The sequence below is a fragment of the Pseudomonas sp. R3.Fl genome (assembly GCF_023516765.1).
Lineage (GTDB): Bacteria > Pseudomonadota > Gammaproteobacteria > Pseudomonadales > Pseudomonadaceae > Pseudomonas > Pseudomonas citronellolis.
This window is the reverse complement of sequence record NZ_JAMGSO010000001.1, coordinates 6,694,297-6,719,672: the sequence shown is the minus strand read 5'-3', so window position 1 is coordinate 6,719,672 and position 25,376 is coordinate 6,694,297. Positions and strand designations below refer to the sequence as shown.

General features: G+C 69.0%; 18 protein-coding genes. 2 read left to right on the top strand and 16 right to left on the bottom strand.

All coding sequences use genetic code 11. From position 1 onward, the window contains the following. The gene (locus M8R19_RS29740; RefSeq protein WP_249919738.1) at positions 1-477 is read left to right on the top strand and encodes an SRPBCC family protein; all 477 of its coding nucleotides are present in this window, start codon (positions 1-3) and stop codon (positions 475-477) included. Positions 478-1,160: 683 nt separating this feature from the next. On the opposite strand, the gene M8R19_RS29735 is transcribed toward M8R19_RS29740, so the two are convergent. The 10 genes from M8R19_RS29735 to pqqA all read right to left on the bottom strand — a co-directional run bounded on the left by M8R19_RS29735 (position 1,161) and on the right by pqqA (position 12,111). Beyond that, entirely contained in the window at positions 1,161-2,333 is a 1,173-nt protein-coding gene (locus M8R19_RS29735; protein ID WP_249919737.1) for an IS4 family transposase, read from the bottom strand. Between the two features lie 214 nt (positions 2,334-2,547). Continuing rightward, positions 2,548-4,062: a sensor domain-containing diguanylate cyclase gene (locus tag M8R19_RS29730; RefSeq protein ID WP_249919736.1), complete on the bottom strand. Its 1,515-nt coding sequence runs from the start codon at positions 4,060-4,062 to the stop codon at positions 2,548-2,550. 100 nt (positions 4,063-4,162) lie between these two features. Then, positions 4,163-5,860, bottom strand: coding sequence for a PAS domain-containing hybrid sensor histidine kinase/response regulator (locus tag M8R19_RS29725; RefSeq protein ID WP_249919735.1), 1,698 nt, complete (start codon positions 5,858-5,860; stop codon positions 4,163-4,165). Then, positions 5,844-7,007: an alcohol dehydrogenase-like regulatory protein ErcA gene (gene ercA, locus M8R19_RS29720; protein ID WP_009622910.1), complete on the bottom strand. Its 1,164-nt coding sequence runs from the start codon at positions 7,005-7,007 to the stop codon at positions 5,844-5,846. The genes M8R19_RS29725 and ercA overlap by 17 nt, the downstream gene beginning before the upstream one ends. Positions 7,008-7,088: 81 nt before the next feature. Beyond that, the gene (locus tag M8R19_RS29715) at positions 7,089-8,921 is read right to left on the bottom strand and encodes an alpha/beta hydrolase family protein (protein WP_249919734.1); all 1,833 of its coding nucleotides are present in this window, start codon (positions 8,919-8,921) and stop codon (positions 7,089-7,091) included. A 2-nt stretch (positions 8,922-8,923) separates the two neighbouring features. Then, complete coding sequence (gene pqqE / locus M8R19_RS29710; RefSeq protein WP_249919733.1) at positions 8,924-10,069, bottom strand: pyrroloquinoline quinone biosynthesis protein PqqE; 1,146 nt, start codon at positions 10,067-10,069, stop codon at positions 8,924-8,926. Then, positions 10,041-10,319 (bottom strand): pyrroloquinoline quinone biosynthesis peptide chaperone PqqD, encoded by a 279-nt coding sequence (gene pqqD, locus M8R19_RS29705; RefSeq protein ID WP_009622916.1) that lies wholly within the window; start codon positions 10,317-10,319, stop codon positions 10,041-10,043. Before pqqD ends, pqqE begins: the two co-directional genes overlap by 29 nt. After that, positions 10,319-11,065 carry a pyrroloquinoline-quinone synthase PqqC gene (gene pqqC, locus M8R19_RS29700; RefSeq protein ID WP_249919732.1) on the bottom strand — a complete coding sequence of 249 codons (747 nt, stop codon included), beginning with the start codon at positions 11,063-11,065 and terminating at the stop codon, positions 10,319-10,321. The genes pqqD and pqqC overlap by 1 nt, the downstream gene beginning before the upstream one ends. A gap of 12 nt (positions 11,066-11,077) precedes the next feature. Next, complete coding sequence (gene pqqB, locus M8R19_RS29695; RefSeq protein WP_061561999.1) at positions 11,078-11,992, bottom strand: pyrroloquinoline quinone biosynthesis protein PqqB; 915 nt, start codon at positions 11,990-11,992, stop codon at positions 11,078-11,080. Between the two features lie 47 nt (positions 11,993-12,039). Further along, a complete protein-coding gene (gene pqqA / locus M8R19_RS29690; protein WP_003106462.1) occupies positions 12,040-12,111 on the bottom strand; it encodes a pyrroloquinoline quinone precursor peptide PqqA in 72 nt (23 codons plus the stop codon). A gap of 391 nt (positions 12,112-12,502) precedes the next feature. On the opposite strand from pqqA, the gene M8R19_RS29685 reads away from it, so the two are divergent. Then, positions 12,503-14,416 carry a sigma-54-dependent Fis family transcriptional regulator gene (locus M8R19_RS29685; RefSeq protein ID WP_249919731.1) on the top strand — a complete coding sequence of 638 codons (1,914 nt, stop codon included), beginning with the start codon at positions 12,503-12,505 and terminating at the stop codon, positions 14,414-14,416. Positions 14,417-15,196: 780 nt separating this feature from the next. Here M8R19_RS29685 and aldA read toward each other — a convergent pair. The 6 genes from aldA to M8R19_RS29655 all read right to left on the bottom strand — a co-directional run bounded on the left by aldA (position 15,197) and on the right by M8R19_RS29655 (position 25,364). Beyond that, positions 15,197-16,633, bottom strand: a complete 1,437-nt coding sequence (aldA, locus tag M8R19_RS29680) for an aldehyde dehydrogenase (protein ID WP_249919730.1) — start codon at positions 16,631-16,633, stop codon at positions 15,197-15,199. A gap of 23 nt (positions 16,634-16,656) precedes the next feature. Next, the gene (locus M8R19_RS29675) at positions 16,657-18,843 is read right to left on the bottom strand and encodes a PQQ-dependent dehydrogenase, methanol/ethanol family (protein WP_249919729.1); all 2,187 of its coding nucleotides are present in this window, start codon (positions 18,841-18,843) and stop codon (positions 16,657-16,659) included. A gap of 652 nt (positions 18,844-19,495) precedes the next feature. After that, complete coding sequence (gene exaC / locus M8R19_RS29670) at positions 19,496-21,016, bottom strand: acetaldehyde dehydrogenase ExaC (RefSeq protein WP_043315552.1); 1,521 nt, start codon at positions 21,014-21,016, stop codon at positions 19,496-19,498. Between the two features lie 483 nt (positions 21,017-21,499). Further along, entirely contained in the window at positions 21,500-23,278 is a 1,779-nt protein-coding gene (locus tag M8R19_RS29665) for a methanol/ethanol family PQQ-dependent dehydrogenase (RefSeq protein WP_249919728.1), read from the bottom strand. A 382-nt stretch (positions 23,279-23,660) separates the two neighbouring features. After that, the gene (locus M8R19_RS29660; protein ID WP_074983977.1) at positions 23,661-24,590 is read right to left on the bottom strand and encodes a quinoprotein relay system zinc metallohydrolase 1; all 930 of its coding nucleotides are present in this window, start codon (positions 24,588-24,590) and stop codon (positions 23,661-23,663) included. 27 nt (positions 24,591-24,617) lie between these two features. Then, a complete protein-coding gene (locus tag M8R19_RS29655; protein WP_074983979.1) occupies positions 24,618-25,364 on the bottom strand; it encodes a quinoprotein dehydrogenase-associated SoxYZ-like carrier in 747 nt (248 codons plus the stop codon). Positions 25,365-25,376 lie beyond the last annotated feature (12 nt).

Sequence of the window (25,376 nt, the reverse complement as noted above, 5' to 3'; positions counted from 1 at the left end):
ATGCTCAGCGCCCGCCACGAACTCATCCTCGACCTCACCCCGCAAGCCGCCTGGGCGCGCCTGCGCGACCTGAGCCTGGCGCCGCACTACGTGCCCGGCCTGACCGGCTGCGAATTCCACCCCGGCCCGCGCGCGGGCCTGGGAGCCAGCCGCCGGGTGTTCATGAAGCGCGGCTACCTCGACGAAAGCGTGGCGCAGTGGGACGAAAGCCAGGGCCTGGTGCTGCGCCTGCATCGCGCCGAACAGGGGCCGCCCTTCCCTTTCCGCCAGGCGAGTTTCCGCTATGCCCTGCACCCCGAAGGCGAAGGCCGCACCCGCCTGAGTCTGAGCCTGGACGGCGAACTGCGCGGCGGAAGACTGGGCGAATGGCTGCTGGCCGGCGCGCTGCGCAGGACGGTGGCGAAGATCGCGGTGAACCTGAAGGTTTTCTACGAGACCGGGGAGACGCAGAATCCGGATTTCGCAAGTGCGTCGTAGGAGTGGACTTTGCCCGCGATTCGGATTTCCGAGGGGGTCGAGGTTGGGGAGGGGTTGAGGCTCTGCAGAAGAGCGCCCTCTCCCCAGCCCTCGGCTGCGCGCCCCGCCCTGAAGGGAGAGGGGGCTGTCCTGAGCGAAGGGAGAATCCTGAGTCATCCTGAAACGCCTGCCCCCCACCTCGTCATTCCCGCGAACGCGGGACGCGGCTCCATCGCGAACAGCGCTTGCGCTGGCCCGAAGGGGAATAACCCAGTGACGGCCAGGTTCGCGAGCAAGCTCGCTCCTACGAAAAGCAAAAGCAAAAGCAAAAGCGCGTTTGCTCTTGGGACTTCCAGAGAAACATCCGCGCACTCCGAAACGCCCCTTCAGAAGGCCGAACGAAACCCGCGCTCAGGAGGTCATGCGACATGGATGTCGCGAGAGCCCCGCGGGCTACAGGGACGTACCCTCGGGGCGGGCCTCCGTGGCGGGGGAGTTCGTGAGGGTAGCCCGGCTCCATCGGGCCCGTATGTTGGGGCAAGCCTTTTTGGTTCCTTTTTGCGGGGGTGGCCTTCCACCGTTTGACAAAAGGGACTCGCCCGAGGGGGCGAAACAAGAGACATCCGAGCACTCGGAGCGGCGCAAACACACCCAAACAAGACGTCTCTGGGTTCCCGCGTTCGCGCACTGCTGTCCGGCACGCCTCATGCTATTAACAGCTGCCCCTGACGCAGGTTGATTTCGCGCATTCGCTCCTGTCGTCGTCGGTAACGTTCGGCCTCTAGACCAGGGCGCTGAAACAACGTCGCCTGCACCTCCACCATCAACATCCACAGGCTCTGCTGCGTTCCCGTTCTGCGTTGGTAAAGACTCAGCAGCAAATAGCTGATCAGCGCACAGAGAATCTGGAGGCGCACGGCATTCTCGCTACGGCCCAGGAAGCGCCTGACCTTCAGGTGTTGCTTGATCCATTTGAAAAACAGCTCGATCCGCCAGCGATCTCGATAGCGCTCGGCGATTTCTGCCGCCGGGCTGCTCAGGTCGTTGGTCGCCAGGCTCAGAGGCGGCTCATCGCCTGGGCGGTTCACCAGGATCCGCCGCAGGGGCTGGGTGTAGTGATTACGCCGCCGGCCACCTGGGTTGCGGTTGGAGAAACTCACCTCTTCGTCTCGCAGGATCGTTTCCCGGTCTTGCTGGGGGATCTCGCGCTGAGCCAGGACCTTGAGCTGCACATTGGACTTGAATCGTGTGACGAAGCGGGCCTTCTGGGCATCCAGGCTCGCCCACCAGTTGAAGTCGTAATAACCCTTGTCAAACACGTAGGTGGCCTGCGGTTCGATGTTCAGCCTCCTGCCTTCATCAACGTCGTTGACGTTGGCTGCGCTGAAGCTGCAGTGCACGGGCGCAGCCGCCTGCTCGGCATACAGCACATGGACTTTCAGCCCCTGGGAGCGGGTTCGATTGGACAACGTCCATTCGTCGAAGCCAGGGCCCTTGAGGGTGATCGTGGTGGAGTCCAGCAGGTACAGCAGTTCCTTCCCGTCACGGCGTAACTGCCGGCAGACGCCCGCCATCAGGTAGTGCGCTGCCTGGGCGAAGACCTCGGTATTACGGCGTTCGTTGGCGTCGGCCAGGGTGGAACGTCGGATCGGGCCCGTACCCAGGTGATAGTGCTGATGGGGGTGGCTGTTGAAGCTGGTTTCAAGCGCACGCAGGCTGCTCACGCCGGCCAGTTGGGCATACACCATGGCCACCAGGTGATCCCAGCTGCCAAAGCGCTTGCTGTGCTTGTCGGCGCCATGCTCGGCGACCAGTCGATCGAAGACGCCGCGAGGCAGCGCTTTTAGAACATCGTGAAAACGGCTTATCCTGAACATCTTGCGGGGGCTGTGAGGTTGAGTTGGCGCTCAACGGTTTAACCCGTGCCTTCAGCCCCCGCAAGCCCTCCAGACTTTCCCCAATAAATATTCCGGACAGTAGTGCGCGTTCGCGGGAATGACGGGGGGAGGTTGGGTGCAAGGGGCCAAAGTCCGCAAGCCAAGCCATACCCCCATCTCTTCCTAAGTAAACAACATCACACCAACACCACTCTCACCCCTCCAGGCGCTCCACTTCCAGGCGATTACGCCCACCAGCCTTCGCACGATACAGAGCCCGATCAGCAGCATTCACCAATTGCCACTCCTGCCCCCCCGCCACCGTAGCCGGTGCAGTGGCCAAGCCGACACTGGCAGTAACCACACCGAAGGGGCTCTCACGGTGCGCCAGCCGCTCACCCGCCAAGCGCTGCAGGAAGGCCCGAGCCACCGCCTCGGCGCCAGCGCTGTCAGTGCTGGGCAGAATCACCGCCAACTCCTCACCGCCATAGCGCGCCACCAGATCCCCCGGGCGCCGCACGCAGGCGGCTAGCAACCCCGCCACCACCTGCAGACAGTCATCGCCAGCCTGGTGCCCATAGCTATCGTTGTAACGCTTGAAGTGATCGATATCGACCAGCAACAGCGACAACGGCGCCCCCTCGCGGGCACAGCGCCGCGCCTCGGTGGCCAGGGTTTCGTCGAAGCTGCGGCGGTTGGCCAGCCCGGTCAGCGCGTCCTGGGCGGCGAGCACCCGTAGCTGGTCGTTGGCCCGCAGCAACTCCTCGCGGGCGGCGGCGAGCTGGCGGCTGGTGCGGGTGCGCTGGCGGATGTCGATGAGCAGGCGCTGGCCGGTCAGGCCGAGCACCGCCAGCAGCACCAGGACGATGCCGGCGTTGAGCTGGGCCTGCTTGCGCCAGTCCTGCAGGGCCTCCGCCTTGCTCAGCGCCACGGTGGTCACCAGCGGGTAGTGGTCGTTGCGGCGGAACACGTAGATGCGCTCCACGCCGTCGAAGCGCGAAGTGCTGCTGGCGCTGCCGGAGTCGGCGTGGCGCAGGTAGTCGGTGAACAGCGGCGAGCCCGACAGGTCGCGGCCCAGGTCGGCCTCGCGGAAGGGGTAGCGCACCAGCAGCTGGCCGTTGCCCTGGGTCAGGCTCATGGCGCCGTGCTGGCCGATGTCCAGGCGGCCGAACAGGCTGAGGAAGTTCTCGATGCCGAGGGTGGTGGCCACCACGCCGGCGAAGCTGCCGTCGGGGTGGTCGAGGCGGCGGCTGACGGTGATCACCCACAGGCCGCTGGAGCGGCTGCGGATCGGCGGGCCGATGAAGATGTCCCGCGAGGGGTTGTCGCGGTGGTGGATGAAGAAGGCGCGGTCCGCGCTGTTCGCCCCCGGCGGGATGCTGCCGTGGGAGACCAGCAACCAGCGGCCGTGCGCGTCGAACAGCGAGATGCCGACCACCTGGCTGAGCACCTTCTGCTGGCGCTCCAGCAGCCCCTGCAGGCGCGCCAGTTGCGCAGGGCCCAGGCCGTCGCTCTCGACGCGGTCGGTCAGGTCCAGCAGCAGCACCTCGCACTGGCGCACCACGCCCTCGGCGTAGGAGTCCAGCGCCTGGGTGAGGTTGAGCATGTCGGTGTTGACGTCGCGCAGGGTGCGCTCGCGCGACGACCAGGTCTGCCAGGCGGTCAGCAGGGCCAGGGAGACGCAGATCATGAACAGCAGCAGGGAGGCTACGCGGGTATCACGCTTCACGACATCACGGGCTCGACACGGGGTAATCCGTAGCGGACGGCATGGCCCGCGCACCCGGGTATTCTAGCCCGCATGGGCGAATCCGCCCATGACCGGCCGGTCAGGCCGGCGTATCGAGCAGCGCGCTGAGCACCGCGCGCAGCTTGCCCGGCTTCACCGGCTTGTTCAGCTGCGGGATGCCCAGGCGCTGCAGGGCGCGGCGGCATTCGTCGCTGCGGTCGGCGCTGATCATCACCGCGGGGATCTCGCGGCCGTAGTGGCGGCGCAGGTCGCGCACCAGCTCGCAGCCGGTGGCGCCGTGGTCCAGGTGGTAGTCGGCCAGTATCGCCTCCGGCGGCTGCGAGCCGAGCAGCGCCAGGGCGGCGTCGCGGTCGGTGGCGGTGAGCACCTCGCAGCCCCACTGGCCGAGCAGCGCGGCCATGCTGAAGAGGATCGAGGTTTCGTTGTCCACCACCAGCAGGCGCCGGCCCGGCAGCGGGTCGCCGGTGCTCGGGCGCGGCGTGGCATCGCCGCCGGCGCGCGGCGGCAGCGCCTCGGCCAGGGGCACTTCGAGGGCGAACAGCGAGCCGCGCCCGGGCACCGAGCGCACCTGCACCGCGCAGCCGAGCAGCCCGGCGATGCGGTCGACGATGGCCAGGCCCAGGCCCACGCCCTGGCGCTCGGCGGCGCGGCCGGTATCGAGCTGGTTGAATTCGAGGAAGATCGCCTGCAACTGGTCCGCCGGGATGCCGCGGCCGGTGTCCCACACCTCCAGGCGCACGCTGGCGCCGCGCCGTCGCGCGGCCAGCAATACGCCACCGCGCCCGGTGTAGCGGCAGGCGTTGCTGAGGAAGTTGCGCAGGATGCGCGACAGCAGGCGCGCATCGGTGCGCACCGAGAGATTGGGGATGCGCACGCGCCATTGCAGGCCGGACGACAGCGCCACGCTTTCGAACTCCGAGGCCAGCGGGCCGAGCAGTTCGTCCAGGCCGTGGACGTCCAGGTCCGGGCGGATCGCGCTCTGGTCCAGGCGGGCGATTTCCAGCAGGTCGGTGAGCAGGTTCTCGGCGCCTTCCAGGGCCTGGTGGGTGCGTTCCACCAATTGCTGCTCGGCGCCCGGCAGCTTCCGCTCGCGCAGGGTGGCCACCAGCAGGCGCGCGGCGTTGAGCGGCTGCAGCAGGTCGTGGCTGGCCGCCGCCAGGTACTTGTCCTTGCTGTGGTTGGCCGCCTCGGCGGCGTCGCGCGCCTCGCGCAGCTGCTGGTTCAGCGCTTCCAGCTCGCCGGTGCGTTCGGTGACGCGCTGCTCCAGTTCCTCGTTGAGGGTCTGCAGGCGCTGCTGGGCCAGGATGCGCTCGGTGATGTCGGCGACGAAGCCTTCCACCAGGCCCTCTTCGTCGGGCTTGAGCAGCAGGTTCATGAGCACATCGACGTGGCTGCCGTCCTTGCGCAGCAGGCGCGTCTCGTAGCCGAACAGCCCGCCCTGCTCGCGCAGCAGGTCGCGGATGCGGCGCATCTCCGCCTCGCCGCCGGCGAACAGTTGCGTGGCCATGTCCTGCAGGTTCCACAACACCTGCTGCGGGTCGGCGTAGCCGAGCATCCGCGCCAGGGCCGGGTTGGCCGCGCGCAGGCCGTCGCTGAGGCTGGCCTGGAAGATGCCGTGCACGGCGTGCTCGAACAGCCACTTGTAGCGGTTGCGCTCGGTTTCCAGTTCCTCCAGGCGCGCCAGCAGCTCGGGGTAGTGGCTCTTGCGCGTGGAGTGGCTGCCCAGGCCGAGCAGCGCCGCCAGGGCGTCCTGCTGCGGCTCAGAGGGCCTCGCCATAGACCACCTCGACGTCGCGCTGGCTGGATTCGCGGGGGTTGGTGAGGATGCACGGGTCCTGCATGGCGTGGCGCGACAGGAAGGGGATGTCGGAGATGCCCACGCCGTGCGGGCCGAGGGTCTCGTGGAAGCCCACGGCGCGCTTGAGGGCGATCAGGTGCTCGACCAGGCGCTGGCGGATCTGCGCGTGGGTAAGGCCGCGGCAGTCGATGCCGAAGGTCTCGGCGATGACCTTGAAGCGCTCGGGCGCGGCGTTGTAGTTGAAGGCCACCACGTGCTCCACCAGCACCGCGTTGCACAGCCCGTGGGGCAGGTCGAGGTAGCCGCCGAGGCTGTGGGACATGGCGTGCACCGCGCCGAGGATGGCATTGGAGAAGGCCAGCCCGGCCTGCATGCTGCCGAGCATGATTTTCTCGCGCAGGGCGATGTCGTTGGGGTTGGCGATCATCTGCACCAGGTTGCCGTCGATCAGGCGCATGGCCTCCAGCGCGTGGCTGTCGGTGAGCGGGCCGTGGCCGGTGGAGACGAAGGCCTCGATGGCGTGGACCAGGGCGTCGATGCCGGTGCAGGCGGAGAGGAAGCCATCCATGCTCAGGGTGGTTTCCGGGTCGATCAGCGACACGTCGGGCACCACCGCCTTGCTCACCACAGAGAACTTCATGCGCTCGTCCTGGTTGGAGATGATGACGAACTGCGAGACGTCGGCCGAGGTGCCGGCGGTGGTGGGGATGAGGATCAGCGGCGGGCTGGGCACGCGCAGCTTGTCGACGCCTTCGAACTCGAGGATGTTGCGGCCGTGGGCGGCGACGATGCCGATGCCCTTGGCACAGTCCATGGGGCTGCCGCCGCCGACCGCGACTATCACGTTGCAGCCCTCGCTGCGGTAGATGTCGGCGCCGCGCATCACTTCTTCGACGCGCGGGTTGGGCGAGACGTCGGTGTACAGGCAGTGCTCGATGCCCTGCCCGGCCAGGCTGGCCTGCACGTCGGCCACCCAGCCGGCGGCGAGCACGCCGGGGTCGGACACCAGCAGCACCTTGCGGGCGCCGAAGGTCTTGGCGTAGTTGGCGACGGTGTGCCGGCAACCGGCACCGAAGATGATCTCTGGCGAGACGAATTTACGCAGCAGGCTGAGGTCGTGGCTCATGGGGTGCTTGTTCTTGTTATGAAATGTTTCCGCGAGCCTACTGCATCCTGCGCTGATTGCAATGCGACCTTGGCCCGGCCGTCAGCCGCCCAGCAGCGCGCGGTAGAAGCGCCACTCGGCATCCAGCGCGTGGGCCAGGTTGGCCGCCTGTCGGAAGCCGTGGCGCTCGCCGGGGTACAGGTGGCATTCCACGGCCAGGCCGCGCTGGCGCAGGCTGGCGACCATGGCCTGGGTCTGCTCGGGCACCACCACGGCGTCCAGCCCGCCCTGGAAGAAGATCACCGGCGCCTGGATGCGCGCGGCGTGCAGCAGCGGCGTGCGCGCCCGATAGCGGCGGGCGTCGCGTTGCGGGTCGCCGATCAGCCAGTCGAGGTAGTCGGCCTCGAACTTGTGCGTCACCCGCCCCAGCGCCAGCGGGTCGCTGACGCCGTAGAGGCTGGCGCCGCCGCGGAAGCCGCCGACGAAGGCCAGGGCGCAGAGCGCGCTGTAGCCGCCGGCGCTGGCGCCGCGGACGAACACCCGCTGGCGGTCGATCAGCCCGTCGGCGGCCAGTTTCACCACCGCCGCCCAGATGTCCTGCACCTCCGCCCTGCCCCATTCGCCGCGCAGCCGTTCGCGGTAGGCGCGGCCGAAGTTGGCGCTGCCGCGGTAGTTGAGGTCGGCCACGGCGAAGCCGCGCTGGGTCCAGAACTGGATGCGCGCGTCGAACGCCGGGTAGCAGGCCGAAGTGGGCCCGCCATGCAGGAACACCACCAGCGGCGGCCGCCGTCCCGCCGGACCGCGGCACTGGGCGTTGCGCGGCGGGTAGAAGAAGCCGTGGCCGCGCTCGTTGCCGGCCACCGGGTAGCCGAAGGGTTGCGGGCGCGACAGCTCGGCCTCGTCCAGCGGATGTTCGCCGCCGGCGATTACTTGCACATGGTCATCCTCGCGGCCGATGGCCAGCAGCGCCGGCAGGCGGTCCTCGGCGGCGGCGATGCAGTAGCAGTGCCCGGCGTCGGCGGCCAGGGCGCGGAAGCGCGAGAAGGCCGGGGCCAGGCGCCGTTCACTGCCATCGGTGGTGCGCAGGACGAGCAGGCCGCGGCCTTCCTCGAAGCGGCTCAGCAGCATCTCGCCATTGGCCAGCGACAGGTAGCTGCGTCCACCCAGTTGCCAGGGCGCCGGGGCGTGGTCGGCGACGGCGAAGGCTCCGGCCTGCCCGTCCTCGGCCTCGGGGCGCCACCAGCCGCTGCGGTCGCTGAGCCAGTGCAGGCGGCCCTGGTCGTCGAAGCGCGGTTGCTGGATGGATTCTTCGCCGCCCTCGCCCGCCAGGCAGCGCTGCACACCATCCCGCAGCAGGCACAGGCGCGTGGCGGTCCAGGGCTGTTGCGGGCGGTCCCATTCCACCCAGGCGATGCGCGCCGCGTCGGGGCTGGCTGTCGGCGCGGCGTAGAAGTCCGCGCCCTCGGCGATGACCTGGCGCGCGCCATCGGCATCCAGGCGCACGATGCGGTGGATCACGGCATCGCCCTCGCGGCTTTCCTCCACCGCCAGCAGCGCGTTCCAGGCCGGCACGTAGTGCAGGTCGCCATAGCGGCACTGCGGGCGCGCGGTCAACTGCCGGGGCGCCTCGCCGAAGCGCAGCCAGCGCACCTGCTGGTCGCCCTCCTCCACCCAGGCCACGCCCTCGGCCGTGGCGCAGCAGGCGCCGCCGCCGTATTCGTAGACGCGGCTGCGCGCCGAGGCGCCGGGCGGCGTCAGTTCCTGCAGCGCGCCGTCGCGCCACAGGTACAGGCGGCAGCGCGCGCTGCGCGGCTCGAACTCCAGCCACAGCAGCCCGCCGTGGGCCGCGTGCAGTTCGGCGAAGTCGCGCCCCGCCGCCACCGCGCGCTCGGCGCTCCAGGCGCTGGGCCAGTCGCCATGGGCCAGGCTGCGCACCCTCAGGCCTTGCAGATCAGTTGCGAGGCGCGCTGGTTGCGCCAGGTCAGCTGGTCCAGGCCCAGCGGCGCTTCCTCGGCCTGGCGCCGGGCGTCGAGAATCTTCCCGTGGTGGGCCGACTTGGCGCACACCGGGTCGGTGGCGTCGGCGTCGCCGGTGAGCATGTAGGCCTGGCAGCGGCAGCCGCCGTGGTCGCGCTCCTTCTCCGAACAGGAGCGGCACGGCTCGGGCATCCAGGCGTCGCCGCGGTAGCGGTTGAAGCCGAAGGATTCGTACCAGATGTGTTTGAGGCTGTGCTCGCGCACGTTGGGGAACTGCACCGGCAGTTGCCGCGCGCTATGGCACGGCAGCGCGGTGCCGTCGGGGGTGACGTCGAGGAACACGCTGGCCCAGCCGCCCATGCAGGCCTTGGGGCGTTCCTCGTAGTAGTCCGGGGTGACGAAGATCAGCTTGCAGGGGTTGCCTTCGGCGGCCAGGCGTTCGCGGTATTCGTTGGTGATGCGCTCGGCGCGCTGCAGTTGCGCGCGGGTCGGCAGCAGGCCGGCGCGGTTGAGCTCGGCCCAGCCGTAGAACTGGCAGGTGGCGAGTTCGACGAAGTCGGCCTCAAGCTCTATGCACAGCTCGATGATCCGCCCGATGTTGTCGATGTTGTGCCGGTGGGTGACGAAGTTGAGCACCATCGGGTAGCCGTGGGCCTTCACCGCGCGGGCCATGGCCAGCTTCTGGGCGAAGGCCTTGCGCGAGCCGGCGAGCAGGTTGTTCACCTCCTCGTCGGCGGCCTGGAAGCTGATCTGGATGTGGTCCAGCCCGGCTTCGGCGAACTGCGCCAGGCGCGCCTCGCTCAGGCCGATGCCGGAGGTGATCAGGTTGGTGTAGAAGCCCAGCCCGCGGGCCGCGCCGATCAGCTCGGCGAGGTCCTGGCGCAGCAGCGGCTCGCCGCCGGAAAAGCCCAGCTGCGCGGCGCCCAGCTCGCGGGCCTGGCGGAACACCTCGATCCACTCGGCGGTGCTCAGCTCACCGCCCTGCTTGGCGAAGTCCAGCGGGTTGGAGCAGTACGGGCACTGCAAAGGGCAACGGTAGGTCAGCTCGGCCAACAGCCACAGCGGCGGGCCGGCGCCTTCAGTGCAGCTCGATCCAGAATTGCGCATGGGCCACCTCGAGGAACGCCAGGATGTCTTCGTCGATGCCCGGCACGCCGGGGAAGCTCTTGCTCAGCTCGGCGATGATGGCCGCCACGTCGCGCTGGCCATCGATGCGCTGGAGGATTTCCCCGGCGCTGTCGTTGAGCTTGACCATGCCCTCCGGGTAGAGCAGCACGTGGCAGCCCTGGGCCGGTTCGAATTGCAGGCGGAAGCCGCGGCGGATGCGCGGCACGCTGTCCAGCGCGGGCAGGCTCATCACAGCAGCCCCCTGTGCCAGATACGCTCGCGGGTCACCGTGTGGTACGGCGGGCGGCCCAGCTCGTAGGCCATGCTCATGGCGTCGAGCATGCTCCAGAGCACGTCGAGCTTGAACTGCAGGATATCCAGCATGCGCGCCTGGGCCTCGCGGGTGCGGTAGTGCTCCAGGGTGATGCGCAGGCCGTGCTCCACGTCGCGGCGGGCCTGGGACAGGCGGCTGCGGAAGTAGTCGTAGCCGGCCGTGTCTATCCAGGGGTAGTGCTGCGGCCAGGCGTCCAGCCGCGACTGGTGGATCTGCGGGGCGAACAGCTCGGTCAGCGAGCTGCTGGCCGCTTCCTGCCAGCTGGCGCGGCGGGCGAAGTTGACGTAGGCGTCCACGGCGAAGCGCACGCCGGGCAGCACCAGTTCCTGCGACAGCACCTGCTCGCGGTCCAGGCCCACCGCCTCGGCCAGGCGCAGCCAGGCCTCGATGCCGCCGGGTTCGCCGGGGCGGCCGTCGTGGTCGAGGATGCGCTGCACCCACTCGCGGCGGGTGTCGCGGTCCGGGCAGTTGGCGAGGATGGCGGCGTCCTTCAGCGGGATGTTCAGCTGGTAGTAGAAGCGGTTGGCCACCCAGCCCTGGATTTGCTCGCGGGTGCAGCGGCCCTCGTACATGGCCACGTGGAACGGGTGGTGGATGTGATAGCAGGCGCCCTTGGCGCGCAGCGCCTGCTCGAATTCGGCGGGGCTCATGGCGGCGTTCATCGCGCGCTCCCTCTACAGGTGGATGGCCATGCCGTCCCAGGCCACTTCGACGCCGCGGGCGTCCAGTTCGGCGCGTTCGGGCGAGGCCGGGTCGAGGATGGGATTGGTGTTGTTGATGTGGATGAGCACCTTGCGCGGCCCGGGCACGCCGTCCAGCACCTCGAGCATGCCGCCGGGGCCGCTCTGGGCCAGGTGGCCCATCTCGCTGCCGAGCTTGTCGCCCACTTCGCAGCGGCGCATCTCGTCGTCGCGCCACAGGGTGCCGTCCACCAGCAGGCAGTCGGCGCGGCGCATCCAGCCCAGCAGCGCCTCGTCCACCTGGCCCAGGCCGGGGGCGTAGAACAGCTTGCCGCCGCTGCCCAGGTCCTCGACGAACAGGCCGATGTTGTCGCCCGGGTGCGGGTCGTGGCGGTGCGGCGAATACGGCGGCGCGGCGCTGCGCAACGGGATGGCGGTGAAGCGCAGGTTCGGGCAGGCGGGCACGGTGAAGGGCGCGCCGTCCAGCTCGATCGGGTGGTGGCGCAGGCCGCCGTTCCAGTGCTGCAGCATGTTGAACAGCGGGAAGCCGCTGGTCAGGTCCTGGTGGACCATCTGCGTGCACCAGACGTCGTGCGGGCAGCCCTCGCGCAGGCTGAGCAGGCCGGTGCAGTGGTCGATCTGGCTGTCCAGCAGGAGGATGCCGGCGATGGCCGTGTCGCGCACCTTGCGCGCCGGCTGCAGGGCCGGGAAGGCGGCGAGCTGGGCGCGGATGTCGGGCGAGGCGTTGCAGAGAATCCAGCGCTCGCCGTCGTCGGACAGGGCGATGGACGACTGGGTGCGCGGCTGCGCCAGCACCTGGCCGCTGCGCACGCCGTGGCAGTTGCGGCAATTGCAGTTCCACTGCGGGAAGCCGCCACCGGCGGCCGAACCGAGAATACGGATGTGCATGACAGTGCCCCGTGGGCAGGGGCCCCGGAAGACCGGGGCCGGGTGGATCAGCGGTTGGCGAAGTACAGGGTCACTTCGAAGCCAAGGCGCAGGTCGGTGAAGCTAGGCTTGGTCCACATGGGTCTGTCCTCTTCTTGTTGGCCGGCGATTCCGGCAGGTCGAGTTAAACACCAGGGGGGAGCCCTCCGAATGATACTTTCGAAGGAGTTTTCCCCCTGATTTGGTAGGGAGGGTGCGACAGCTGTCGCGCCCGCCCGCTACAGGTGTCGCGCGGGGCGCGACAACTGTTCCCGGCGCCGCCCTCGCGCGGCGCGCTGAACCCTGGCGCCGCGCGGGGCGCCTCTTGTCCGTACAGGCGGCACGGGCCTTGCTCGGTTCCTCGCCGTTCGGCGGGCGCCTGACTAGACTTGCCTGCCTGCGCCGGTCCGTTCGCCCGGCAAGCCCCGCCGAACGGCACCTGACAACAACAAAGCGCCGCAGTACGGCTGACGGCGCCCGGGAGTAGTACCCATGAACGAGCATGCCCTGGACAACTGCCCGAACGACCTCGCCACCTTCATCGCCGACCACTTCGGCGAGCGCGACCTGCAACCGGAGGACGCCATCGCCCGCTCCTGGTACCGCAGCGTGGTGCAGCACCACCTGGACCCGCGCGCCAGCGCCGAGAAGCACATCCTCACCGCCGGCGAAATCCGCGAGCACCAGGCCCAGCACGAGGAATACCTGGCCATCGCCGGCCAGGGCGTCAGCGGCCTGGCCCGGCGCGTCACCCCGGCCGGCTTCGCGGTGCTGCTCAGCGACGAGCAGGGCGTCACCCTCGACGCCCGCCTGCCGGCGCAGCGCGACCGCTACACCCAGGCCGGGCTGATCGTCGGCGCGCGCTGGGACGAGTCGGTGGCCGGCACCAACGGCATCGGCACCGCCCTGGCCGCCGCCGCGCCGCTGACCATCCATCGCCAGGAACACTTCCTGGTCAGCAACTTCCGCCTGAGCTGCTCGGTGGCGCCGATCTACGACGCCCAGCACAACCTGCGCGGCTGCCTCAACGCCACCTGCCTGAACAGTGGCGGGCCCAAGGAGGCGCAGTACCTCACCCTGCAGTTGGTCATCCTCTACGCCCGGCTGATCGAGAACGCCGCCTTCCGCCAGCGCTACCGCGACCGCCTGACGCTCTCGGTGAAGGCCCGCGACGAGGTCGCCGACCTGGCCGCCGAGCAGCTGCTGGCCCTGGACGAGCGCGGCCGGGTGATCGGCGCCAACCACGCCGCCTTCGCCGCCAGCCCCGGCGAGCTGCTGGGCAGCCGCATCGAGCAGTTGCTGGCCAGCGACCTCGACCAGCTGCTGGCCCTGAGCCAGGGCGGCGCCCGCGCCGTGCGCCTGCGCACCCTGGGCGACGAGGCGGCGGTGGAGGTCGGCCTGCGCATGCCCGCCGGCCTGCCGCGGCGCAGCGCCCCGCCCGCGCCGGCCAAAGCCGGCGAGCACCCGGACCTGGCGCGCCTGGCCGGTGCCGACTCGCGCCTGCAGGAGGGCGTGCGGCGCCTGCGCAAGGTGCTGGACAAGGGCATCGCCATCCTGCTCAACGGCGAGACCGGCACCGGCAAGGAAGCCTTCGCCCGCGCCATCCACCAGGCCAGCGCGCGCCGCGCCGGGCCCTTCGTGGCGCTGAACTGCGCGGCCATCCCCGAAAGCCTGATCGAGAGCGAGCTGTTCGGCTACCGCGGCGGCAGCTTCACCGGCGCCAGCAAGAAGGGCATGAAGGGCAAGCTGGAGCTGGCCAACGGCGGCACCCTGTTCCTCGACGAGATCGGTGACATGCCGGCGCACCTGCAGACGCGCCTGCTGCGCGTGCTGGCCGAGCGCGAGATCCTCCCGCTGGGCGCCGAGACGCCGGTGGCGCTGGACGTGCAGGTGGTCTCGGCGACGCACCAGGACCTGGCCGCGATGATCCAGGCCCGCGGCTTCCGCGAGGACCTGTTCTACCGCCTGGCCGGCATGACACTGCAACTGCCGGCCCTGCGCGAGCGCAGCGACCGCGAGGTGCTGGTCGAGCAGCTGCTGGCCGCCATCAACCCCGCGCTGCGCCTGGCGCCTGAAGCGCGCGAACGCCTGCGCGCGCAGCCCTGGCCGGGCAACATCCGCCAGTTGCTCAACTGCCTGCGCTACGCCGCGGCCCTGGCCGAGGACGGCCTCATCGACCTCGACTGCCTGCCCGCCGAACTGCATCAGCCGGTCCCCGTCGCGGCCACGCCCAGCGGCGCCCTGGCCGCGCGCCTGGACGATGCCGAGGCGAGCCACCTGCTGGCCGCGCTGCGCGAGCGGCAGTGGAACATCAGCGCGGTGGCCGAACACTTCGGCGTGGCCCGCTCGACCCTGTATCGGAAGATGAAGAAGCACGGCATCGTCCAGCCCAACGCGTTGTATTAAGCGCATCCCTTTTCCCTGCGTCCGCTTTGCCCGCGGGCATGGCCCGTCCTACATCACCGGCTGGCGGCGTTTTTTTGTAGGAGCGAGCTTGCTCGCGAACCGCATCGCACCGCGTTTGTTCGCGAGCAAGCTCGCTCCTACGAAGAGCAGCTCGGCGCAATCCAGTAGGATGGGTTGAGCGAAGCGATACCCATCGCCACGACTCTGCGCTCAGGCTCTCGCGGGCATGGCCCGCTTCCCACATCACCGACTGGCGGCGTTTTTTGTAGGAGCGAGCTTGCTCGCGAACCGCATGGCACCGCGTTTGTTCGCGAGCAAGCTCGCTCCTACGAAGAGCACCCCGGCGCAGCCCCGTAGGATGGGTTGAGCGAAGCGATACCCATCGCCACGACTCTGCGCTCGGACTCTCGCGGGCATGGCCCGTTTCCCACATCACCGGCTGGCGGCGATTTTTTGTAGGAGCGAGCTTGCTCGCGAACCGCATGGCACCGCGTTTGTTCGCGAGCAAGCTCGCTCCTACGAAGAGCACCCCGGCGCAGCCCCGTAGGATGGGTTGAGCGAAGCGATACCCATCGCCACGACTCTGCGCTCGGGCTCTCGCGGGCATGACCCGCTTCCCACATCACCGGCTGGCGGCGATTTTTTGTAGGAGCGAGCTTGCTCGCGAACCGCATGGCACCGCGTTTGTTCGCGAGCAAGCTCGCTCCTACGAAGAGCAGTTCGGCGCAGGGAAAAAGGGGCGGCGCGCGCCTGGCAAGCACGCGCCGCCCAAGGAGGCACCTATTCCTGCACGTACACCACGTGGGTATGGGTGTACTCGTACAGCCCGTGCTTGCCGTCGGCGCCGCCGATGCCGGACTTGCGCGTGCCGGCGTGGAAGCCCTGCATGGCCTCGAAGTTCTCGCGGTTGATGTACGTCTCGCCGAAGTCCAGCTCGCGGCTGGCCTTGAGCGCGGCGCCCAGGTCGCGGGTGTAGATGGACGAGGTCAGGCCGTACTCGCTGGCGTTGGCCAGCGCGATGGCCTCGTCGAGGTCGTCCACCACCTGGATCGGCAGCACCGGGCCGAAGATTTCCTTGCGCATGATCTCCATCTCGCCCGAGCAGCCGGCCAGCACCGTGGGCTGGTAGTGGAAGCCACGGCCGAGGTCGGCCACGGCGCCGCCGGTGATCACCTGGGCGCCCTGCCCCTGGGCCGTGCGGACCATCTGCGCGACCTTGTCCAGGCCGGCCTGGTTGATCAGCGGGCCCATGTCCAGGTCGGCCTGGGTGCCCGGGTCGCCATAGCGGGTGGCGGCCATGGCGGCGGCGACCTTCTCGATGAAGGCGTCGGCCACCCGGCGCTGCACGTACACGCGCTCGGCGCAGTTGCACACCTGCCCGCTGTTGATCACCCGCGAGGCCTTGATGGCGTTCACCGCCAGGTCCAGGTCGGCGTCGGCCAGGACGATGGCCGGCGCCTTGCCGCCCAGCTCCAGGTTCAGCTTGGTGATGTTCGGCGCCGCCGCGGCCATGATCCGCGAGCCGGTGGCCACCGAGCCGGTGAAGCTGATCAGGTCCACCCCGGCGTGGCCGGTCAGCGCCTGCCCGGCCCCGCCGCCGGTACCGCCGACCACGTTGAACACGCCGCGCGGCAGGTCGGTCTCGGCCACCAGGGCGGCGAACTCGAAGCAGTTGATCGGGGTTTCCTCGCTGGGCTTGACGACGATGGTGTTGCCGGTCAGCAGCGCCGGCGCCATCTTCCGCGCGATGAGGAAGAACGGGAAGTTCCACGGCAGGATGCCGGCCACCACGCCCAGCGGCTTGCGCAGCAGGAAGATGTGCTCGCCGGCACGGTCGCTGGTCAGCACCTCGCCTTCCAGGCGCCGCGCCCACTCGGCCATGTAGTCCAGGTAGTCGGCGGTGAAGGCCACTTCCACCTCGGCCAGCGCCGGCACCTTGCCCTGCTCGGCGGTGATGATGCGCGCCAGGCGCTCGGCGTTGGCGCGGACCTTCCCGGCGATGCGCCGCAGGTAGCCGGCGCGCTCGATGGCGGGTTTGGCCGCCCAGCCCTTCTGGGCCATGCGCGCCGCGCCCAGGGCGGCGTCCACCTGCCCGGCGCTGGCCTCGGGGATGCTCGCCAGCAGCTCGCCGTTGGCCGGGTTGCGCACCTCGATCAGCGCCTCGCCGGCGACGAAGCGGTTGTCGATGTAGTGCTGGTAGGTCGTGACGTCGGTCATCGGGGTTCTCCTGTGGGGGTCGATCACTTGCCGGCGGTCTTCTGCGCGGCGGCCAGCTGTTCCTGGAGGTCGTAGGCGCGCTTGATCAGGTACTGGTGCACCGCTTCGGCCTGCTGCAGGTCGAGGTGGCCCTGGAACGACGGCATGCCGTCGGGGATGCGCCCGCCGTAGACGATGCCGAGGAAGCGCTGGTGGTTCTCGGCGCTGAGGGTGCGCAGGTCGGGCAGCACGCCGCCGCTGATGGCGTTGATGCCGTGGCACTGCGAGCAGCTGGCGTTGAACAGCTCGCGGCCCTGGTCGATCTGCGCGGTGGTAGCGGTCAGCTTCGGCGGCTCGGGCTTGCGCCCGGCCCACTTGTATTTGGCCTCGGGCAGCTTGGCGCTGCCACCGAGCTTGTAGGTCAGCACCTGGGCGTTGGGCTTGACCCCGGCGCGCAGCGACAGGGCGCCGGCGAAGGTGGAGAAGGCGCCGCCCCAGCCGGCCATGAAGGTCACGTACTGCTCGCCGTCCACTTCATAGGTCACGGGCGCGGCCATCACCCCGGTGTTGGCCGGCGATTCCCAGAGCTTCTTCCCGCTGTCGGCGGCGTAGGCCACCACGCGGCCGTCGGCGGTGCCCTCGAACACCAGGTTGCCGGCGGTGCTCAGGGTGCCGCCATTGAAGATGGTGCTGTAGGGCACTTCCCAGGCGGCCTTCTGCTTGAGCGGGTCCCAGGCGATCAGCTTGCCGGACCAGCTGTCGGCGACCTTGCGCAGGCCCTCCGGGTCCTCGGGCATCATCCCGGTGTTGACGTCCAGCTGGTAGATGCTCTTGAACTTCGAGCGCGGCGGCGCGCCCTCCACGTCCTGGTAGTAGGCCGACATGATGTGCGCCGGGATGTACACCAGGCCGGTGGCCGGGTTGTAGGACATCGGCTGCCAGTCGTGGGCGCCCCAGAACGCCGGCTGGATCAGCAGCGCCTTGCGCTCGGGGTCCTTCCAGTAGGCCGCGGCCTTGTCGTCGACGATGGGCCGGCCGGTCTTCATGTCGATGCCCTTGGCCCAGTTCACCGGGATGATGTTCCTGGCCGAGAGCAGCTCGCCGGTGGCGCGGTCGATGACGTAGAAGAAGCCGTTCTTCGGCGACTGCATCAGCACCTTGCGCACCTTCCCGTCGATGGGCAGGTCGGCCAGCATGATGTGCGCGGTGGCGGTGAAGTCCCAGGCGTCGCCCGGGGTGGTCTGGTAGTGCCAGACGTACTCGCCGTTGTCCGGGTCGATGGCGACGATGGACGAGAGGAACAGGTTGTCGCCCTTGCCCTCGCTGCGGATGCGCGGGTTCCACGAGGAGGCGTTGCCCACGCCGATGTACAGCAGGTTCAGCTCGGGGTCGTAGGACATGGAGTCCCACACGGTGCCGCCACCGCCCTGCTCGGGGTACTTGTCGCCGAACCAGGTCTTGCTGGCGATCTCCATGGCCTTGTTCTCCGGCGCCTGCTTGGGGTCGCCGGGCACGGTGAAGAAGCGCCAGTCCTGCTTGCCGGTCTCGGCGTCGTAGGCGGTGATGTAGCCGCGCACGCCGAACTCGGCGCCGCCGTTGCCGATGATCACCTTGCCCTTCACGATGCGCGGCGCGCCGGTGATGGTGATGCTGCGCGAGGGGTCGGTGCGGGTGTCGACGCTCCACACGCGCTTGCCGATCCTGGCGTCGATGGCCTCCAGGCGGCCATCCAGCACGCCGACGTAGACCTTGCCCTTCCACACCGCCACGCCGCGGTTCACCGCGTCGCAGCAGGCCTCGCCGGCGCGGCTGCGGTCGGACTGCGGGTCGTACTTCCACAGCAGCTTGCCGTTGCGCGCGTCCAGCGCGTAGACGATGGAAAACGGCCCGGTGGTGTACATCACCCCGTCGACCACGATGGGCGTGGCCTCCACGCCACGGTCGATGTCCAGCTTGTAGCTCCAGGCCAGGCCGAGCTTGTCGACGTTGCCCTGGTCGATCTGCTTGAGCGGGCTGAAGCGCTGTTCGTCGTAGGTGCGCCCGGTGCTCATCCAGTTGCCCGGTTCCTGGTCGGCGGCGGCGATGCGCGCGCCATCGACGTCGGCCGGGGCATCGGCGGCATGCAGGGGTGGGCAGAGGCCGGCCAGCAGCGCGGCGGCGAGTGCGCTGCGGCGCAGGCGCGCGGTGGGTTGCGGGTGGGTATCAGGCAAGGTGAGGCCGGTCGAGCTCATGGAGTGTCTCCGATTCTTGTTGGTGCCACGGATCGGACGCCGTGGCTTGGAGGGGGTTGAGCAATGGCTGTGCCAAAGGGTGGGGGAATGGCTGCGGGGCAGGAATGGCGGGGGTTTCGGGGGGATCGGTGGTGGTGGCTGGAGCTTGGTGGGGCGCTACAGGTGTTGCGGGTGGATGGGGCAGGTGTTGCGGGGGTGGGACGGTTTTTTGCGGCTGGTGCCTCCCGGTTGCTGGGGTGCAAGTGTTGATGCCGTTCCCTCTCCCTAACCCTCTCCCTGAAGGGAGAGGGGACCGTTCGGCGTGCGCTGATATTTCCGCGTTAGCCGGCTTGCACCGAGTGGCCGGCTGAAACCAAGTCCTCTCTCGGCACGGACTGGCCCCCTCTCCCTTCAGGGAGAGGGCTGGGGAGAGGGAGCGGAGCCACGCCAAGACACAGTGATCACCGGCAGCCCCTCCCCCCAAAAACAAAAAACGCGGCCAAAGCCGCGCTCGACACCCCCGCCGCGCCCGGAAGTGGGAGGGGCGCACGGGTCGCCCGCTCTCGGGCGCATCGAAAAAAAGTGGCCCGGTGGAGCGCCGGGCGCGGGTGTTGAACACGCTTGCCGGAACCAGCCCGCGCCCCCGGATGGGTGCGCGGGCGGCCGGCCTACCTCAGAAGAACCCCAGCGGGTTGACGTCGTAGCTCACCAGCAGGTTCTTGGTCTGCTGGTAGTGGTCGAGCATCATCTTGTGCGTCTCGCGGCCGACGCCGGACTTCTTGTAGCCACCGAACGCGGCGTGCGCCGGGTACAGGTGGTAGCAGTTGGTCCACACGCGGCCGGCCTTGATGCCGCGGCCCATGCGCCAGGCGCGGTTGATGTCGCGGGTCCAGACGCCGGCGCCCAGGCCGAACTCGGTGTCGTTGGCGATCGCCAGGGCCTCGGCCTCGTCCTTGAAGGTGGTCACGCCGACCACCGGGCCGAAGATTTCCTCCTGGAACACGCGCATGCCGTTGTGGCCCTTCAGCAGCGTGGGCTGGATGTAGTAGCCGCTGGCGAGGTCGCCGGACAGCCGCTCGCTCTGGCCGCCGGCCAGCAGCTGGGCGCCCTCGTTCTGGGCGATGTCGAGGTACGACAGGATCTTCTCGTACTGCTGCTGCGAGGCCTGGGCGCCGACCATGGTCTCGGTGTCCAGCGGGTTGCCGCGCTTGATCTGGGCGATCTTCTTCTGCACCTCGGCCATGAACGGCTCGAAGATCGACTCCTGCACCAGCGCCCGCGACGGGCAGGTGCACACCTCGCCCTGGTTGAAGAAGGCCAGCACCAGGCCCTCGGCGGCCTTCTCGATGAAGCTCGGCTCGGCGCGCATGATGTCGTCGAAGAAGATGTTCGGGCTCTTGCCGCCCAGCTCCACGGTGGACGGGATGATGTTCTCCGCCGCGCAGTGGAGGATATGCGCGCCCACCGGGGTGGAGCCGGTGAAGGCGATCTTGGCGATGCGCTTGCTGGTGGCCAGCGCCTGCCCCGCTTCCTTGCCGAAGCCCTGGACGATGTTCAGCACGCCTGGCGGCAGCAGGTCGTTGACGATCTCGGCCAGCAGCATGATCGACAGCGGCGTCTGCTCGGCCGGCTTGAGCACCACGCAGTTGCCGGCGGCCAGGGCCGGGGCCAGTTTCCAGGCGGCCATCAGCAGCGGGAAGTTCCACGGGATGATCTGCCCGACCACGCCCAGCGGTTCGTGGATGTGATAGGCCACGGTGCTGTCGTTGATCTCGGCGGCGCCGCCTTCCTGGGCGCGGATGCAGCCGGCGAAGTAGCGGAAGTGGTCGGCGGCCAGGGGCACGTCGGCGTTCAGCGTCTCGCGCACGGCCTTGCCGTTGTCCCAGGTCTCGGCCACGGCCAGCTGTTCCAGGTGCTGCTCGATGCGGTCGGCGATCTTCAGCAGGACCAGCGAGCGCTCCTGCACCGAAGTGCGGCCCCAGGCATCAGCGGCGGCGTGGGCGGCGTCCAGCGCGCGCTCCACGTCCTCGGCGGTGGAACGGGGGAATTCGGCGATGGGCTGGCCGTTCACCGGGGAAGTGTTGGTGAAGTACTGGCCGAGCACCGGCGGCACGAATTCACCGCCGATGTAGTTGCCGTAGCGCGGCTTGAGGGTGACGACGGCACCGGGGGTTCCGGGTGGGGCGTAGATCATGGCGAAGCTCTCCTGTGGCGTCCCGGCGCACCAAGCCCGGGCCTTGCGGCGATCTTAGGCAGCGCCCGCGCCGGCCAGGAATGCGCCCATGGGCGTGAGGGGGTAGTTATTTGGTAGTAGAGGGGGGTGTTCGTGGGGGCGAGCTTGCTTGCGAATGGAGTCTGCCGGCGATTCCAGTGCAGGCTCGAATCTCGCCCCCTCTCCCCAGCCCTCTCCCTGAAGGGAGAGGGGGCTTGTCCGTGCCGAGAGAGGACTTGGTGTCAGCCGGCCACTCGGTGCAAGCCGGCTAACGCCGAAGCATCAGCGCACGCCGAACGGTCCCCTCTCCCTTCAGGGAGAGGGTTAGGGAGAGGGAACGGCGTCCGTGCTTGCACCACAGCCGCCGGGAGACACCGTTCGCGAGCAAGCTCGCTCCTACGAAAAGCAAAAAGCAAAAAGCAAAGGGCCGGCACCACGCCAGCCCCCTGCCCTACCCCTGCGAACTCAACGCTTGCTCACCAGATCCTTCGGCAGCTTGAAGGTCCAGATCATCCCGCCCTGGTCCAGGTCCTTGATGCGCTTGGCCACCTCGCCGCCCCACAGCGGCACGGCGCCGCCCCAGCCGGAGAGCACGGTGACGTATTGCTCGCCGTCCATCTCCCAGGTGATCGGCGAGGCGATCACGCCCGAGCCGGTGTTGAACTCGTAGAGCTTCTTGCCACTCTTGGCGTCGAAGGCCATCAGGTAGCCCTCGGGGTTGCCGGTGAACACCAGGTTGCCGTGGGTGGCCAGCACGCCGCCCCACAGCGGCGCGTAGTTCTCGTAGCGCCAGACCTGCTTGCCGGTCTTCGGGTCGATGGCGCGCAGCACGCCGATGTACTTCTCGTTCAGCGGCTTGATGGTGAAGCCGGCGCCCAGGTAGGCCGCGCCCTTCTTGTAGGTCACGTGCTCGTTCCACATGTCCATGCCCCACTCGTTGGAGGGCACGTAGAACAGGCCGGTGTCCTGGCTGTAGGCCATGGGCATCCAGTTCTTGCCGCCGAGGAAGGACGGCGAGACGAACACCGAGCTGCCCTTGGCGCCCTCGCCCGGCGCGCCGGGGCGGTGGGCGTCGTCGTAGATCGGCCGGCCGTTCGGGTCCAGGCCCTTGGCCCAGGTGACCTTGTCGACGAAGGGGAAGCCGCGGATGAACTTGCCGTTGGTGCGGTCCAGCACGTAGAAGAAGCCGTTGCGGTCGGCGGTGGCCGCGGCCTTGATGGTCTTGCCGGCGTCCTTGTAGTCGAAGGACACCAGCTCGTTCACGCCGTCGAAGTCCCAGCCGTCGTGCGGGGTGGTCTGGAAGTGCCACTTGATCGAGCCGTCCTCCGGGTTCAGCGCCAGGCGCGAGGAGGAGAACAGGTTGTCGCCCGGGCGCAGGTGCGAGTTCCACGGCGACGGGTTGCCGGTGCCGATGAACAGCGAGTCGGTGCTCGGGTCGTAGTAGCCGCCCAGCCAGGGCGCGGCGCCGCCGGTCTTCCACAGGTCGCCCGGCCAGGTCTTGCCGGCCTCGCCGCCGGAGATGCCGTTCTCGATGGCCTTGCCGTCCTTGTATACGTAGCCCATGTGGCCTTCGACAGTCGGCCGGCTCCACAGCAGGTCGCCGTTGCTGGGGTCGTAGGCCTCGATCTTGCCGACCACGCCGAACTCGCCGCCGGCCACCCCGGTGATCAGCTTGCCCTTGGCGATCAGCGGCGCGGCGGAGATGGAGTAGCCGGCCTTGTAGTCGGCCACGGTCTTCTTCCACACCACCTTGCCGGTGTCCTTGTTCAGCGCCACCAGCTTGGCGTCCAGGGTGCCGAAGATCACCAGGTCGCCGTACAGCGCCACGCCGCGGTTGATCACGTCGCAGCAGGGCATGATGCCGTCGGGCAGGCGCGCGTCGTACTGCCAGAGCTTGCGCCCGGTGCGCGCGTCCACGGCGAACACCCGCGAGTAGGAGGCGCTGACGTACATCACCCCGTCCTTGACCAGCGGCTGGGCCTGCTGGCCGCGCTGCTTCTCGCCACCGAAGGACAGCGCCCACACCGGGCGCAGTTCCTTGACGTTGCCGCTGTTGAGTGTCTTCAGCGGGCTGAAGCGCTGGCCCTGCTGGTTGATGCCGTTGACCACGATCTGGTCGGTGCGCTTGGCGCTGTCGCTGATGTCCTGGTCGGTAACCGCGGCCTGGGCGCCCAGGCTGGCCAGGGCGAGTGCGGCGAAGAGCGCGCTGCGCGCGAAGGAAGGGGTGGGACCTGCATGTCTCATTGCGGCTACCTCTGCGGATTTGTTGTTGTACCCGGGAAGTTTTCCCGGTCTGCCGCAGATTCTTGGCCCGGTGCGGTGGGCCAACAATTGACCGCTTTGCCGAATTCGCTAGTTCCTTGGTAGCAATACCCGGCTTTGTGATCGCTGTTTTCTGGGTTCCCGCGAACGCGGGAACCCAATAGACAACTCCGTGACGTGCGGAAGACCTGTAGGAGCGGGCCCTGCCCGCGATTCGCGCGCAGGGCGCGCTCCTACATGGGAACGGCCACGCGGCCCGTTACAGGTGAACACGGCCTTTCGTAGGAGCGAGCTTGCTCGCGAACATGCCCCGCTGCGGAATCGGTTCGCGAGCGAGCTCGCTCCTACGAAGAGCCGGGGCGGCTCACTGCTGGTCGATACGCGGCAACGCCTGCTGTTCGTAGCGCGGGTACAGGTGGGTGACGCTGCGGATCAGCTCGTAGCGCGTCAGGCTGATGCCGGCGAAGCGTTCGGGGATGGGGGTGCGCAGCAGGTCGTTCATGTCCGCGCCTTCGCGGGTGCCTTCGCGCATCACGCTGTCGAGCCAGCCGAGGTAGTCGCGCATCTGGGCGAAGGGCCTGGCGTCGGTGGCGATGGGCCCGTGGCCGGGGACGATCAGCTTCCAGGGCAGCGCCTGCAGGGTATCGAGATCGGCCAGCCAGACATCCAGCCCCGGGCTGTTGGGCGTGGTCAAAGCGCGCTCGTAGAACACCAGGTCACCGGCGAACAACACCCCGCTGGTCTCGTCGAGGATCGCCAGGTCCGCCCCGGTGTGCCCGCGCAGGCCGAGCAGACGGAAACGGTGCGTGCCGACCTGCAGCTCGCCCGGCTCCACCGTCTGCGTCGGCAGCACCACCTCGGTGCCGCGCATCCAGTCGCCCACCAGGCGGTACATGTTCTCCGCCATGGCGTTGCCCTGCTCCTTCAGCAGCTTGCTGGTGCCGGCCAGGGCGCCGATGGGCACGTCGGCGAAGGCCTGGTTGCCCAGCACGTGGTCGGGGTGGTGGTGGGTCAGCAGCACCTGCTTCACAGGCTTGCCGGTGGTCTGCTGGATCACCGCGCGCAGCGCCTCGCCGTAGCGCCGCGAGGGGCCGGTGTCGATCACCAGGATGCCGTCGCCGGTGTCGACGAAGGCGACGTTGACGATGTTGCCGCCGTTGTCCTTGGCGAAGTTGTCGGTGCTGCCCTCCACCAGCCAGGTGCCCTCGGCGATCTGCCGGGGTTGCAGGTGGTACTGCAGGTCGGCGAGGACCTGGGTGCAGAGCAGCAGCAGGAAGGTCAGCAGGTAACGCATGGGCACCTCGCGGGCGGGCCGGCCGCCTCAGAGGGCGGCCTCGAATTCGTTGCCGTTGTTGTCGTGCAGGAACAGCTTCGCGTGGGGGTGGCCGCGCAGTTCGAAGCTGAAGCTGGGGTTCTCGCTCACCGCCGGGAACAGGTCCAGGCGCGCCAGCACCTCGCCCTCGGGCGTGCGCAGCTCGGCGTGGTCGAGGTAGAACTCGGGGATGCCGCCGACCAGGCCGTTGTCCATCGGGTGGTCCACCTTCAGCCGCAGCCGGGTGTTCGGCCCGCGCGAGAAAGCCCCGCCATGCACCTGGCCCAGGCGCTGTTCCCAGCCGGCCTGGGCGCGCACCACGCTGGGCGCGGTGCAGCCGCCGCCGGCGGCGTCGATCCAGGCCGAGCCCACGTGCCACACGCCATCTTCACCACGCAGCGCGGCGCGGATGGCGGTGGCCTGCTCGATGCGGATGCGCACCGCCAGCAGCGCCTCCAGGTCCTTGCCCGGGTAGAGCGTCAGCACGTGGGGGATGGGGTTCAGCTCGGCCCACAGCACCAGGCGCTCGAAGCGCCCGGGCAGTTGCCGCGCGTCCACCTCCACCGGCACCTGCCGCGCGTCCTCGGCGAAGGGCGGCACGCCCAGCTTCACCCGCTCGTCGAAGACGAAGGGCTCGCCGCCGAGCAGGCGTTTGTGGTGGTAGTCCCACATCACCGAGGGCACCGGGTCGCCCTCCACCGCCGCGGCCAGCAGCGGCAGGCCGCACAGGCCCAACAGCAGGCTACGTCTATGCATCCCTCCTCCTCG